The following is a 13,128-nucleotide window of genomic DNA, read 5'->3' as shown; positions in this document are numbered from 1 at the left end:
ACCCAGCGGCTCTGTCGTCTTCGGGGAGCCCCGAGTGGATCGGACCACCCAGCTCATCGCCCGCCCGGCGGAGTGCACCGTCGTATACGATCCGGCGGCTCCGCCGGGGTCGCCGCACGTCAGGGCCCCGGGCGGCGACACGCGGACCACCGGCCGGAGCGTGCTGCGCCGCCGGGCGGAGGAGGTGCTGGAGCGCAACTGGACCGGCACCTCCACGGTGCCCTCCCTGGGTCTGTACCCGCACCAGTGGTCCTGGGACTCCGCGTTCATCGCGATCGGGCTGCGGCACGTCTCGCCGCGCCGGGCGCAGACGGAGCTGGAGACGCTGCTGGCCGCCCAGTGGGGCGACGGACGCGTCCCGCACATCGTGTTCAACCCCTCCGTACCGCTCGACGCGTACTTCCCGAGCCCCGATTTCTGGCGCTCCTCGACCGCGGGGCGCGCTGCGGGCGCCCCGCGCACCGTACAGACCTCCGGCATCGTGCAGCCACCGGTGCACGCGCTGGCGGCCTGGCTGGTGCACCGCGCCGACCCGGAGCTGTCCCGCGCGCGCGGCTTCCTCGCCCGGGTCTACCCGCGGCTGGCCGCCTGGCACCGCTATCTGCTGCACCGGCGCGACCTGGGCGGCGGCGGGCTGGTGTCGGTCGTCCACCCCTGGGAGCAGGGGATGGACAACGCGCCCGCGTGGGACGCGCCGCTCGCCCGGGTCACCCCGGCCCCGGCCCGCTCCTTCCGCCGTGCCGACCTCGACCACGGGGCGGCCGAGGACCGGCCGACGGACCTGGACTACGGGCGGTACGTGCGGCTCGCGGCCGACTACCGGGACGGTGGGTACGCGGACGGCGGCGGGGAGTTCGCCGTCGAGGACCCCTCCTTCAACGCGCTGCTGATCGCCTCCGAGCACGCCCTCGCGCGGATCGCGCACGAGCTGGGGGCGCAGGCCACGGCCCGGCACGCGCGCGCGGAGCGGCTGACGGCCGCGCTGGTGGACCGGCTGTGGGACCCGGAGCGGGGGCTGTTCCTCTGCCGGGACGTGCGCGGCGGCACGCTCGTCGGGGAGCGGGGGGTCTCCGGGCTGGTCCCGCTGATCCTGCCCGGCCTGGCACGCGAGGTGGTCTCCGCCGTCGTACGGACGCTGCGCGGCCCGCACTTCGGGCTCGGGACGACGACCCGGCTCGTGCCCAGTTACGACCTGCTCGGCGAGGCCTTCGACCCGCACCGCTACTGGCGCGGCCCGGCCTGGTTCAACACCGGCTGGCTGATCGAGCGCGGGCTGCGGCTGCACGGCCGGCCGGCCGAGGCGGACGCGCTGCGCGAGGCGGTGCTGGACACCGCGCTCACCTCGGACTTCGCCGAGTACGTCGATCCGTACACCGGCGAGGGCTGTGGCACCACGGGCTTCGGCTGGACGGCGGCGCTCACGCTCGACCTGCTGCACCAGGACAGCACAACCACCACCAGCACGGTTTTCAAGGGAGGGGACCGGGGATGACGGACCGGCATCATCTGCTCGTGTACGGCGGGACGTTCGCCGCCGTGGACGACCGCGGGGACATCAGCGGCGTACGGGGTACGGGCTCCTTCCCCGAGGGGCTGTTCGTGCGGGACGCCCGCCACCTCAGCCGCTGGCAGCTCACGGTCGACGGCGCCGTACCGGAGACGCTCGCACCGGTCGGGGACGGGGACACCGCGCGGTGCGTGCTCGTGCCGCGCGGCGGGCGCAACGAGCCGTCGGCCTGCACGGTCTTCCGTGAGCAGGCGGTCGGCGACAGTTCGTTCGTGGAGTCGCTGCGGGTGGTCGGCAACCGTCCGGTGGCGACGACGGTCCGGCTCGCGGTCACGGTCGACGCCGACTTCGCCGACCAGTTCGAGCTGCGCTCCGACCACCGTACGTACGCCAAGACGGGCGCGGTGCGCGGGCGCCAGGTGCTCGACGACGGCGTGGAGTTCTCCTACCGGCGCGGTGAGTGGACGTCCTGTACGACGGTGACGGCCGAGCCCGCCCCGGACGCCGTCGAGGAGACCGGGACCGGCGCCCGGCGGCTGGTCTGGAAGCTGGAGATCGAACCTCACGGCAGCGCCGAACTCGTCCTGCGCGTGATGGCCAGGCCGCACGGGGAGAAGCGGGCGCTGCGGGTGCCGCGCTCCCCCGCGACAGTGGCTGAAAAGCTACTTGCGCAGGAGAACGAGTTTGTGGAAGGAGTGGCTTTTCCTACGGTGTGGCCCGAACTCGCGTCCGCATGTGTTCGAGGGCTCGCGGATCTGGCCGCGCTCCAGGTCCACGCGACCGGTCCGGACGGTGAGGAACTCCGGGTGCCGGCGGCCGGGGCACCCTGGTTCCTGACCCTGCTCGGCCGGGACGCCCTCCTCACCTCCCTCTTCGCCCTCCCCTACCGGCCCGGCCTCGCCGCCGCCACGCTCCCGGCGCTCGCCGCGACCCAGGCCACCGAGACCGGGCCGCGGGCGGTGTCCCAGCCCGGCAAGATCGTCCACGAGGTGCGGCACGGCGAGCTGGCCCACTTCGGGCAGGTGCCGTACGGGCGCTACTACGGCTCGGTGGACGCGACACCGCTGTTCCTGGTGCTGCTCGGGGCGTACGTCGAGCGGACCGGGGACTCGGGGACGGCCCGCCGTCTGGAGGCCCACGCGCGGGCGGCCGTCGGCTGGATGCTCGACCACGGCGGGCTGACCTCGCGCGGGTACCTCGTCTACCGCGCCGACCAGGGCGGCCTCGCCAACCAGAACTGGAAGGACTCCCCCGGCGCCATCTGCTCCGCGGACGGCACCCGCGCCACCGGAGCGGTCGTGGCGGCGGGGGCCCAGGGGTACGCGTACGACGCGCTGCGCCGCACGGCGTGGCTGTCGCGCACGGTGTGGGACGACGAGACGTACGCGGCTCTGCTGGAACAGGCGGCGGCGGATCTGCGGGACCGGTTCCAGCGGGACTTCTGGATGCGGGACCGCTCCTTCCCGGCGCTCGCGCTGGACGGCGAGGGCCGCCAGGTCGACGCGCTGGCCTCCGACGCGGGGCATCTGCTGTGGTCGGGGCTGCTGGACAAGGAGTACGGGGAGGTCGTCGGCCGCAGACTCCTCGAACCGGACTTCTTCTCCGGGTGGGGGGTGCGCACGCTGGCCGCCGGGCAGCCGGCGTACCACCCGCTGTCGTACCACCGGGGTTCGGTCTGGCCGCACGACAACGCGCTGATCACGCTGGGGCTCGCGCGCTACGGCCTGCACGACGAGGCCCGTACGGTCGCCCACGCGATGGTCGACGCGGCGACGGCCACCGGACACCGGCTGCCGGAGGTCCTCGCCGGCTACGGCCGCGACACCCACGCGGAGCCGGTGCCCTACCCGCACGCGTGCGTACGGGAGTCCCGGGCGGCGGCGGCACCGTTGGCGCTGCTCACGGCGGTGGGCGGGGCGTAGCACCCCCTTTGCGCGGAGTTTGCCGAGGAGTGGGGCGGGGGGCTGAACACGGGCCGGGAGCAGGCCGTACGAGACTGAGGCGGATCCGGCGACCGACGTCGGCCCCACCGAACCACCGGGCTTCGCACGGAAGGACCCTCGGGTGCCTGTCTCCACACGCTCTCCCTCACCCCACACCCCTGAGCCACTGGACCCTGAGAAGGGGGCGGCGGATCCTGCGGGTGGGCGGGATTCGAGGGATGGGGTGGACTCCGCGGGAGTCGGTGGCTCCGGTGGCGGGGAGGGCTCCGGCGGGGCCGGGGGCTCTGACGGGGTCGACGAGGCGTCGGCGGGGGCCGGGGGATCGGCTGGCGCCGAGGGTTCCGCCGGCGCGGGGGCTTCGGCTGCCGCAGGAGATTCGGTCCCGGGGGCAGGCGAGGGTGCCCGGGGCGGCGAGGGGCCGGGGCAGGCCGAGGAGTCCGGCGCGGCCAGTGGTCCGGCCGACGCCGAGAGTCCGGCCGGCCCGCGGGGCACGGCCCGGGCCGGGAAATCGGCTGACGCCAGGGAAACGGAGACGGCGGCGCGGAACGGGCCGACAGACGCGAGCGATCCAGCGCGGGCCGAGAAGCCTGGCGGGACCACGGGGTCGCCCGATGCCGAAAAGCTGGCCGGCCCCCGGGGCACGGCTCGGGCCGGGGAAACGGCGGCGGCAGAGATAGGTGGGGCGGACGTCATCAGGGCCGAGGGCTCGGTGGCTGAGGCCGGTGAGTCCGAGGGCGAGTCGTCTGTCGGTGAGGGGGGCGACGCCGGGGGCGGCGATGCAGAGGCCGCGGCGCAGTCGTCCGCTGTGACGACCGGCGAGGCTGCGGCCGATGAGCCCTCGGATGCCGACGGTGACAGCGCTGAGCCGGTGGCGGCTGGGGAGTCCCCGGACGAGTCGGCCGTCGCCGCGGCGGATGCCGATGAGCCCGGGGACGAGCCGGCCGTCGACCCGGCGGATGTCGATGCCGGGGGCGACGAGGCCGAGGCCGACGTGCCGCGCGGCTGGCGGGGGCGGTATCCGCGGGTTGCCCGGGGTGTGTGGTGGGGGGTGACCGTCCTGGCGCTGGTGCTGGTGGTCGGGGCCCTGCTGTTGCCCAACCGGATGGCCGCGCTTCAGGTGAACCGGTTCACCCGGATTCCCGGGGAGGCGATCATCGGGGCGGCCGTGCTGCTGGCCCTGCCGCGGCGGGCGCGGATCGCGGTGGCCGCGGGGGTCGGGACGCTGCTCGGGGCGTTGACCGTGCTCAATCTGCTGGACATCGGGTTCCTGGAATACCTCGGGCGGGACTTCAACCTGGTGCTCGACTGGGGGCTGTTGGACGACGCCCAGTCCTACCTCGCCGATTCCATGGGCGGGACCGTCGCGGCGCTCGCGGCGATCGGGGTCGTCCTGCTGGTCGTCCTGGTGCTGAGTCTGATGGCGCTGGCGACCGTCCGGCTGGGCAACATCCTCGCGCGCCACCCCCGCCGCTCGACCCAGGGCACGCTGATCGCCGGCACCGCGTGGATCGCCTGCTCCGTGCTCGGTCTCCAGTACGCCGGGATCCCCGTCGCCTCCGACCGGGTCGCGAACCGGGTCACCTCCGAGGTGCGGCAGGTGCGCGACACGCTGCGCGACGAGGCCGAGTTCGCGAAGGTCGCCCGCAGCGACACCTTCGGCAACACCCCGCCCGACCAGCTCGTGCCCGACCTGCGCGGCAAGGACATGATCTTCGCCTTCATCGAGAGCTACGGCCGCAGCGCCGTCGAGGACCCGATCATGGCCCCCGGCGTCGACGCCACCCTGGAGACCCGCACCGCCGCCCTCGCCGAGGCCGGCTTCCACGCCAAGAGCGGCTGGCTGACCTCGGCGACGTACGGCGGCAGCAGTTGGCTCGGGCACTCCACCACCCTGTCCGGCCTGTGGGTGGACAACCAGCAGCGCTACCGCACCGTGATGGCCAGCGACCATCTCTCCCTCACCAAGGCGTTCCAGAAGACCGGCGACTGGGACACGGTCGGCGTCATGCCCGGGGTGCAGAAGGCATGGCCGGAGGCGGAGTTCTACGGCCTCGACAAGGTCTACAACGCCTTCCAGATGGGCTACCAGGGACCGAAGTTCAGTTGGTCGACCATGCCGGACCAGTACGCGCTGGAGGCGTTCCAGAAGCTGGAGCACGGCAAGGAGCGCGACAAGCCGCTGATGTCGGAGATCATCCTGACCTCCAGCCACCAGCCGTGGGCGCCGATCCCGACCATGGTCGGCTGGGACGAACTCGGGGACGGCTCGGTCTTCGACGCCATCCAGGAGGCCGGCAAGAAGGCGCCGGACGTCATCGCCGACTCCACCAAGTCCCGTGAGGAGTACGGCAAGTCGGTGCAGTACTCGGTGACCGCGCTCACCGAGTGGCTGGAGCGTTACGGCACCGACGACACGGTCCTGGTCTTCCTCGGCGACCACCAGCCCATCTCCCGGGTCAGCGGCCAGAACGCCAGCCGGGACGTGCCGATCTCGATCGTCGCCAAGGACCCGAAGGTCCTCGACAAGATCGCCGGCTGGAACTGGACGGACGGGCTGAAGCCGGCCTCCGACGCCCCGGTGTGGAAGATGAGTTCGTTCCGCGACCGCTTCCTGACGGCGTACGGCTCGACCCCGCACCCCACCACCGGCTGACCGGTCGACCGGCCGACCAGGCTGAACCGCCCACCGCAACGCGGCGGTTCAGCCCCCGGACGTGTCCAGTTCCGCGTCCTCGCCGACGCCCGCGCAGTCGTAGGGGTCCTTCAGCCAGCCGTCCGGCAGCACCACCCGGTTGTTGCCGGACGTCCGGCCGCGGGGCCCGTCCGCACCCGTGGGCCACGCCTGGTCGAGGTCCAACTCGTCGAGCCCGGACCGGAGTTCCTCCAGGGACGAGGTGATGGCGAGCCGCTTGCGCATCTCGGACCCGACCGCGAAGCCCTTGAGGTACCAGGCGACATGCTTGCGGAAGTCGACGACCCCCTTGGACTCGTCGCCGATCCACTCCCCGAGGAGACGGGCATGCCGCACCATGACGTCGGCGACCTCCCGCAGCGAGGGCCGTGCGATGTCCTCGGGGCGGCCCTCGAAGGCCGCGACCAGGTCGGCGAAGAGCCACGGCCGCCCCAGGCAGCCGCGTCCGACCACCACACCGTCGCACCCGGTCTCGCGCACCATCCGCAGCGCGTCCTCGGCGGACCAGATGTCGCCGTTGCCGAGGACGGGGATCTCGGGGACGTGCTCCTTGAGCCGGGCGATGGCGTCCCAGTCGGCGGTGCCGCCGTAGTGCTGGGCGGCGGTACGGCCGTGCAGCGCGATCGCGGTGACGCCCTCCTCGACGGCGATCCGGCCGGCGTCGAGGTAGGTGATGTGGTCGTCGTCGATGCCCTTGCGCATCTTCATGGTCACCGGGAGGTCCCCGGCGCCGCTCACGGCCTCCCGCAGGATCGCGCGGAGCAGATGGCGCTTGTAGGGGAGCGCGGAGCCGCCGCCCTTGCGGGTGACCTTGGGGACGGGGCAGCCGAAGTTCAGGTCGATGTGATCGGCGAGGTCCTCCTCCGCGATCATGCGGACGGCCTTGCCGACGGTCGCGGGGTCGACGCCGTAGAGCTGGATCGAGCGCGGGCGCTCGGTGGCGTCGAAGTGGATGAGCTGCATGGTCTTGTCGTTGCGCTCGACCAGCGCCCGGGTCGTGATCATCTCGCTCACGAACAGGCCCTTGCCGCCGCTGAACTCCCGGCACAGGGTGCGGAAGGGGGCGTTGGTGATACCGGCCATGGGGGCCAGTACGACGGGCGGCTGGACGCTGTGCGGGCCGACCCGGAGGGTCGGGGTGCTCGTGGGCGCGGTCGTGGGCATTGCCCCATTGTCGCGCATCGGCCGACGGGGAACGGCGGGCGCCCGACATGATCATGTAACAACCATTAGTTAGACGCACTATTGAACCCGGCGTACGATGAACCGCATGCCCGAGCTGAGCCCCCGCCGCCGGATGCTGGTCCTCGCGATCTGCTGCATGAGCCTGCTGATCGTGAGCCTCGACAACACCGTCCTCAATGTCGCCCTCCCCTCCATGGAGCGCGATCTGCACGCCACGACGGCCGGGCTCCAGTGGACGATCGACGCCTACACCCTCGTCCTGGCCACGCTGCTGATGCTGGCGGGCTCGACCGCCGACCGGATCGGGCGCCGGAAGGTCTTCATGGCGGGCCTGGTGGTGTTCGCGGCCGGCTCCCTGCTGTGCTCGCTGGCGCCGAACCTGGAGCTGCTGATCGTGGCCCGGATGGTGCAGGCGGTCGGCGGGTCCATGCTGAACCCGGTCGCCATGTCGATCATCACCAACACCTTCACCGACCCGCGGGAACGCGCCCGCGCGATCGGGGTGTGGGGCGCGGTCGTCGGCATCTCGATGGCCGCGGGCCCGCTGGTGGGCGGGCTGCTGGTGGAGTCGGTGGGCTGGCGCTCGATCTTCTGGCTCAACCTCCCGGTCGGCCTCGCCGCGCTGCTGCTCACCCTCCGTTTCGTCCCCGAGTCCCGCGCGCCCAGGCCCCGCCGCCCCGACCCGGTCGGCCAGCTCCTGGTCATCGCGCTCTTCGGCTCCCTCACGTACGCGATCATCGAGGCGCCGGAGGACGGCATCTCGACCAGCGGGCCCTTCGCGGCGGTCGCCCTGGCCGCGCTGATCGGACTGCTGCGCTACGAGCCACGCCGCGCCGAACCCCTCATCGACCTGCGCTTCTTCCGCTCGGCGCCGTTCAGCGGGGCGACGGTGGTCGCGGTCAGCGCGTTCGCCGGGCTGGGCGGCTTCCTCTTCCTGTCCACGCTGTACCTCCAGAACGTCCGGGGACTGGACGCGCTGCACGCCGGCCTGTGGATGCTGCCGATGGCCGTGCCGACCTTCCTCTGCGCGCCCCTGTCCGGACGCCTGGTCGGCACCCGCGGGCCACGCCTGCCCCTCGCGATCGCCGGGTCCGCGATGACGGCGAGCGCGCTGCTCTTCGCCGCCTTCGACGCGGAGACCTCGAACGTCACCCTGTTCCTCGGCTATGTCCTGTTCGGCATCGGCTTCGGTTTCGTGAACGCGCCGATCACCAACACGGCCGTCTCCGGGATGCCCCGCAGCCAGGCGGGCGTGGCGGCGGCGGTCGCCTCCACCAGCCGGCAGCTCGGCCAGACCCTGGGCGTGGCGGTGGTCGGCGCGGTCCTGGCGGCGGGCGTCACCACCTCGGCGTACCGCGAGACCTTCGTCTCCGCCGCCGTCCCCGGCTGGTGGATCCTCACGGCCTGCGGCGCCCTGGTCCTCACGGTCGGCGTCCTGACGACGGGGCCCTGGGGCCGCGGCACGGCCGACCGCACGGCGAAACGCCTGTCGGAACCGGACGTACGCGAACCGGCGGGGATCAACGGCTGAACGACCGCCCCTGCCCCTGTACCTGTCCTTGCCGGGTGTCACTGAAGTCGAACAGCGCCAGGGCCGCGACGCCGATGCCGAGCAGGGCCACCACGGCACCCCCGCCCGCCGAGACCGAGGCCAGCGCGGACGCCCCCAGCACGGCCGCCGTCAGCCCCGAGACCAGACCCAGGACCAGCGAGACCAGAACACAGAACCCGAAGGCGACGAGCCTCTTCTGATTGGCGCTCACCGAGCTTCCTTCCACTGAAGAAGGCGACCGGCAAGCCCACGACAGCCCCGACCGGCCACCCGCGCAGGCAGATGACATTCCCCCGTCCCGCCCCCGCGTCGACCGAACGACGCGTGCACCGAGGAATTCGGCCGAGTCCGTCCGAAACCAGACTCGTTGTCGAACGTAGCATGCCCACCGCTCCCGCGAAACACCCCCAAATCGCCTGACGGCAGCCCTAGTTGAACAGCACGTACAACCGCTCCAGCCTCTCCCGGGACTCCTCAAGCACTGGTCGACTACGACGCGGAGCACGCCACGCGGTTCTTCAAGCACCCGTGTTCAAGTCGGCGACGGCCGCAGTCAAGATCCTTACCCGACAACGCGAAGATTGACGTTGCCGCATAGACGCCCCCGCCGCTGTCGGCTGCGCGGACCGCTGTCTCCTGTGCCGCGACGGATGGGGTGAACCAAGCCCCGAGTGCCGGGAGTTGAGGGAAACCACGTCGGCCAGGCCGCCCCGGACTCCCGCGCAGGAAGGAGTCCCGTCGGCCGGCCCCGCCTACTCTCGTGGGCGTGGGGGCGAGACGGTCCCCGCGGTGGGGGAACCTGCGGCCGCCCGTCCGTCCGGTCACGGACCCCGGGGGAGGACGGGCGGCCCCGGGAGTACGGTCACCAGCCCGAGGTGTCCCCCAAGTCCCCGGTGTCGTCGGGCTCGTAGCCGTTCTCGCCGGAGACGTACTCGGACACCGAGGTGTAACCGGTGCCGTCGGCCGCCTCGATGACGTCGTCCTCGGTCAACCGGCCGTCGTCCCAGGTCTGTTCGTGCTCGTCGCTCGTCATCCGCTCCTCCTGGGGCCTGTCGTCGCCGACATCCTGACGGCCCGGCGGCCGGGACGTGGGGCGAGTCCAGGAAAAAGCCGAAAAACCGGCACGCGTGGTCATGGACGTGCACAATGACGTGCCCTGGGGAAGGGGAAAGGGGGCGGCCATGAGGCCGATCAGGCGGACGGACGCGCCTGCCTGGGCCGCCGGGAGTCTGCTGGACACCCTGGACGCGGTGGACCGGGACGCCCTGCTGCGGCTGGGTACCCGGCGCCGGTACGCCGACCAGGACGTGCTGATGACGGCCGGGGCGGTCGGCGACGCGGTGTACATGCTGCTCGACGGGCTGGTGCTGATCGTCGGGGAGACGGAGGACGGCGAGGGCTCGGCGCTGGCGATCCGCGCGGCGGGCGAGGTGGTCGGGGAACTGGCGGTGCTGGACGGCAGTCCGCGCTCGGCGACCGTGCGGGCCGCGGGCCCGGTGGTCGCGCTGCGGATCGCCCCGACGTCGTTCATCGCGTTCCTGCACTCGCATCCGGCGGCCCAGTTGCAGGTGCTGCGCAGTGTGGCGCGCAAGCTGCGGTCCGCGACCCAGCGGCGGATAGAGACCAGCGGCTGCGACGCGCGCCGCCGGCTCGCCCGCGTGCTGTACGAACTCGCGGCGGAGTACGGCAGACGGCGGCCCGACGGTTCGCTGCTCCTGGAGCTGTCGCTGAGCCAGCGCGCGCTGGGCAGTCTGGCCGGGGTGTCGGTGTCGACGACGGAACGCGTGCTGGCCGCCCTGCGCGCGGAGGGCCTACTGGCCACGGGCTACCGGCAGTTGGTGGTGCTGGACCCGGTCCGGCTGACGGATCTGTGCGGCTACTGAACCGCCCCCACACACGAACCCACGGCCCGGCCCCGCCGCCCCGCCCCGTTAACTCCTCCCGCCGAACCCCCCGTTGATCTTCTCCTTGCTGCACACTCCTTGCTGTTCTCCGCAGTGTTCTTCGCAGTCGACGCGGGAGGCGTCATGCTTCAGATCACGACGAGCAAGGTGAGCCGCTGGGACCAGCACGGACGCGAACACGTGGTCCGGGTACGGCGGGCGGGGGTGCAGCGCACGATCACGTGCGACACCTGCGGCTGGCGCAGAGGCGCGCAGTTCCTGCCCTGGCTGAAGGCGGCCGAGCACCTGGCCGAGGCCCACCAGGCGACGGTCGACCCCACGGAGGGCAAAACCACTACCTAGACCCTGCGCAGCCCCTGGAGCAGCAGGTCCGTCACCGCCGTGAAGTCGTCGTCCGCGTCCGGCAGTTCCCACTCCCGGAAGTAGCCGGGGTCGTGGAAGCGGCCGGTGGCCTGGAAGACGGCGCGGGCTGCGGCGCCCGGATCGGGGGCGGCGAAGGAGCCGTCGGCCACCCCGGCCGCGACGATCGCCGTGAGCTGCCCGGTGAGGTCGGCGATGTGCTCGCCGACCGCCGTGCCGCTCTCGCCGGTCAGCACCATGTAGGTGGCGAACAGCTCGGGGTCATCGCCCGCCTTGCGCCGCTTGGCCTCGAACAGCGCGGCGAGCCAGTCCCGCAGCCGGGCCTCGGGGGCGCGGCCGGAGTCGGCGGCGATCCCGGCGAGCGCCTCGGACGTACGGTCCAGCCAGCGCTTGGTCACCGCCTCCCGCAGCGCCGCCTTCGTCCGGAAGTGGCGGTACACGCTGCCGTGGCTGACGCCGAGCGCGCGGGCCACGTCCACCACGGTGGCCTTGGCGGGGCCGTGCCGGCGCAGTACCTCCTCGGTGGCTTCGAGGATGCGCTCGGCGGTCAGGGTCTCGCTGGTCGGTGCCATGAGGGAGACCGTACCCGGCGGGCGATCAGGGTTCGAGGTGGGCCATCTGGGCGGCCGGGTAGCGGTCGCCGGCGGCCGCGGTGGCGGGCACGGCCCGCTCGATCGCGGCAAGGTCGGCCGCGTCCAGGGTGACGTCCAGCGCGCCGAGGGACTCCGCGAGCCGCTCCCGGGTGCGGGCGCCGACCAGCGGCACGATGTCCCGGCCCTGGGCGAGCACCCAGGCGATGGCGATCTGCGCGACGGAGACGCCCTTGTGCTCGGCGATCTTCCGCAGCTCCTCGACGAGGCCCAGGTTGTGCCGGAGGTTCTCGCCCTGGAAGCGGGGCGCGTGGGCCCGGAAGTCGGTGGCGGGGAGCTGCCGGTCGGCGGAGAAGTGGCCGGAGATCAGACCGCGGGACAGGACGCCGTACGCGGTGATCGCGATGCCCAGTTCGCGGGTGGTGGGCAGGACGGCCCGCTCGATGCCGCGGGAGATCAGCGAGTACTCGATCTGGAGGTCGCTGATCGGGGCGGTGGCGGCGGCCCGGCGGATGGTGTCGGCGCCGACCTCGCTGAGGCCGATGTGGCGGACGTACCCCTGCTCGACCAGTTCGGCGACGGCGCCGACGGTCTCCTCGATCGGGACGGCCGGGTCGAGCCGGGCGATGCGGTAGACGTCGATGTGGTCGACGCCGAGGCGCTGGAGGGAGTAGGCGGCGAAGTTCCTGACGGCTGCGGGGCGGCCGTCGTAGCCGGTCCAGTTGCCGGCGGGGTCGCGCAGGGCGCCGAACTTCACGCTGGTCAGGGCCTGTTCGCGGCGGGCCGGGGGCGCGGTGCGCAGGGCTTCGCCGATCAGCAGCTCATTGCTGCCCATGCCGTAGAAGTCGCCGGTGTCGAGCAGGGTCACGCCGGCTTCGAGCGCGGCGTGGACGGTGGCGATGGACTCGGAGGGGTCCGCGTCGCCGTAGAGCGCGGTCATGCCCATGCAGCCGAGACCGAGGGCGGAGACCTGGGGGCCGGTGGTGCCGAGGGAACGCGTGTGCATCGTCATGCCTCCACCATGACATGACGGCTGACAGATTTCAATATCTGTCAGTCCATACTTGTCAGCATCCGGTCGCCAGGCAGCGAAAAGCCCACCCGCGGGCCGGCAGAACCGGCCCGCGGGTGGGCTTCGTACAACAGGGTCCGAGGGCGGCTGGGCCGCAGGGCCCGAGGGTGGCTAGGCGCCGACCAGGCGGCCGGCCAGGTAGCCCTCGATCTGGTCGAGGGACACGCGCTCCTGCTTCATCGAGTCGCGCTCACGCACGGTCACCGCGTTGTCGTCGAGCGTGTCGAAGTCGACGGTGACGCAGTACGGCGTACCGATCTCGTCCTGACGGCGGTAGCGGCGGCCGATGGCGCCGGCGTCGTCGAACTCGATGTTCCAGTGCT

At 72.6% G+C, this 13,128-nt stretch carries 12 protein-coding genes; 6 read left to right on the top strand and 6 right to left on the bottom strand.

What is annotated here, in order from left to right; translation table 11 throughout:
• Positions 1–34 precede the first annotated feature (34 nt).
• The 3 genes from G6W55_RS25940 (at position 35) to G6W55_RS25930 (ending at position 6,103) form a co-directional block, all read left to right on the top strand.
• Positions 35–1,492, top strand: coding sequence for an amylo-alpha-1,6-glucosidase (locus tag G6W55_RS25940; protein WP_175523232.1), 1,458 nt, complete (start codon positions 35–37; stop codon positions 1,490–1,492).
• Positions 1,489–3,429: a glycogen debranching N-terminal domain-containing protein gene (locus G6W55_RS25935; RefSeq protein WP_175523231.1), complete on the top strand. Its 1,941-nt coding sequence runs from the start codon at positions 1,489–1,491 to the stop codon at positions 3,427–3,429. The genes G6W55_RS25940 and G6W55_RS25935 overlap by 4 nt, the downstream gene beginning before the upstream one ends.
• Before the next feature lie 889 nt (positions 3,430–4,318).
• Entirely contained in the window at positions 4,319–6,103 is a 1,785-nt protein-coding gene (locus tag G6W55_RS25930) for a CDP-alcohol phosphatidyltransferase (protein ID WP_375372472.1), read from the top strand.
• A gap of 48 nt (positions 6,104–6,151) precedes the next feature.
• Here the strand turns inward: G6W55_RS25930 and dusB are convergent, their stop codons facing one another.
• A complete protein-coding gene (gene dusB, locus G6W55_RS25925; protein WP_175523230.1) occupies positions 6,152–7,306 on the bottom strand; it encodes a tRNA dihydrouridine synthase DusB in 1,155 nt (384 codons plus the stop codon).
• A gap of 106 nt (positions 7,307–7,412) precedes the next feature.
• Here dusB and G6W55_RS25920 point away from each other — a divergent pair, with 106 nt between their 5' ends.
• Positions 7,413–8,858 carry an MFS transporter gene (locus G6W55_RS25920; RefSeq protein WP_175523229.1) on the top strand — a complete coding sequence of 482 codons (1,446 nt, stop codon included), beginning with the start codon at positions 7,413–7,415 and terminating at the stop codon, positions 8,856–8,858.
• On the opposite strand, the gene G6W55_RS25915 is transcribed toward G6W55_RS25920, so the two are convergent.
• Both G6W55_RS25915 and G6W55_RS25910 read right to left on the bottom strand, forming a co-directional pair.
• Positions 8,848–9,090 (bottom strand): hypothetical protein, encoded by a 243-nt coding sequence (locus tag G6W55_RS25915; protein ID WP_175523228.1) that lies wholly within the window; start codon positions 9,088–9,090, stop codon positions 8,848–8,850. The two genes, G6W55_RS25920 and G6W55_RS25915, sit on opposite strands and share 11 nt — an antisense overlap.
• Positions 9,091–9,741: 651 nt before the next feature.
• Positions 9,742–9,912: a hypothetical protein gene (locus G6W55_RS25910; RefSeq protein WP_167797185.1), complete on the bottom strand. Its 171-nt coding sequence runs from the start codon at positions 9,910–9,912 to the stop codon at positions 9,742–9,744.
• Between the two features lie 148 nt (positions 9,913–10,060).
• On the opposite strand from G6W55_RS25910, the gene G6W55_RS25905 reads away from it, so the two are divergent.
• The gene (locus tag G6W55_RS25905) at positions 10,061–10,762 is read left to right on the top strand and encodes a Crp/Fnr family transcriptional regulator (RefSeq protein ID WP_175523227.1); all 702 of its coding nucleotides are present in this window, start codon (positions 10,061–10,063) and stop codon (positions 10,760–10,762) included.
• Positions 10,763–10,906: 144 nt separating this feature from the next.
• Positions 10,907–11,125, top strand: a complete 219-nt coding sequence (locus G6W55_RS25900; RefSeq protein ID WP_175523226.1) for a hypothetical protein — start codon at positions 10,907–10,909, stop codon at positions 11,123–11,125.
• Here the strand turns inward: G6W55_RS25900 and G6W55_RS25895 are convergent.
• The 3 genes from G6W55_RS25895 to G6W55_RS25885 all read right to left on the bottom strand — a co-directional run.
• The gene (locus G6W55_RS25895; protein WP_175523225.1) at positions 11,122–11,715 is read right to left on the bottom strand and encodes a TetR family transcriptional regulator; all 594 of its coding nucleotides are present in this window, start codon (positions 11,713–11,715) and stop codon (positions 11,122–11,124) included. The two genes, G6W55_RS25900 and G6W55_RS25895, sit on opposite strands and share 4 nt — an antisense overlap.
• Before the next feature lie 25 nt (positions 11,716–11,740).
• Positions 11,741–12,745 carry an aldo/keto reductase gene (locus tag G6W55_RS25890; protein ID WP_175523224.1) on the bottom strand — a complete coding sequence of 335 codons (1,005 nt, stop codon included), beginning with the start codon at positions 12,743–12,745 and terminating at the stop codon, positions 11,741–11,743.
• Positions 12,746–12,916: 171 nt separating this feature from the next.
• Positions 12,917–13,128 (bottom strand): His/Gly/Thr/Pro-type tRNA ligase C-terminal domain-containing protein (locus G6W55_RS25885; protein ID WP_254876448.1); only part of this gene is annotated, 212 nt, incomplete at its 5' end.

Source organism: Streptomyces sp. CAI-85 (assembly GCF_013363615.1).
Classification (GTDB): Bacteria; Actinomycetota; Actinomycetes; order Streptomycetales; family Streptomycetaceae; genus Streptomyces; species Streptomyces antibioticus_B.
This window is presented reverse-complemented; position numbering and strand designations above follow the sequence as displayed.

Excerpts from the sequence above, each read along its gene's own strand:
- G6W55_RS25935 (WP_175523231.1), top strand. The coding sequence starts at position 1,489 with ATGACGGACCGGCATCATCTGCTCGTGTACGGCGGGACGTTCGCCGCC.
- dusB (WP_175523230.1), bottom strand. The coding sequence starts at position 7,306 with ATGCCCACGACCGCGCCCACGAGCACCCCGACCCTCCGGGTCGGCCCG.
- G6W55_RS25920 (WP_175523229.1), top strand. The coding sequence starts at position 7,413 with ATGCCCGAGCTGAGCCCCCGCCGCCGGATGCTGGTCCTCGCGATCTGC.
- G6W55_RS25910 (WP_167797185.1), bottom strand. The coding sequence starts at position 9,912 with ATGACGAGCGACGAGCACGAACAGACCTGGGACGACGGCCGGTTGACC.
- G6W55_RS25905 (WP_175523227.1), top strand. The coding sequence starts at position 10,061 with ATGAGGCCGATCAGGCGGACGGACGCGCCTGCCTGGGCCGCCGGGAGT.
- G6W55_RS25900 (WP_175523226.1), top strand. The coding sequence starts at position 10,907 with ATGCTTCAGATCACGACGAGCAAGGTGAGCCGCTGGGACCAGCACGGA.
- G6W55_RS25895 (WP_175523225.1), bottom strand. The coding sequence starts at position 11,715 with ATGGCACCGACCAGCGAGACCCTGACCGCCGAGCGCATCCTCGAAGCC.
- G6W55_RS25890 (WP_175523224.1), bottom strand. The coding sequence starts at position 12,745 with ATGACGATGCACACGCGTTCCCTCGGCACCACCGGCCCCCAGGTCTCC.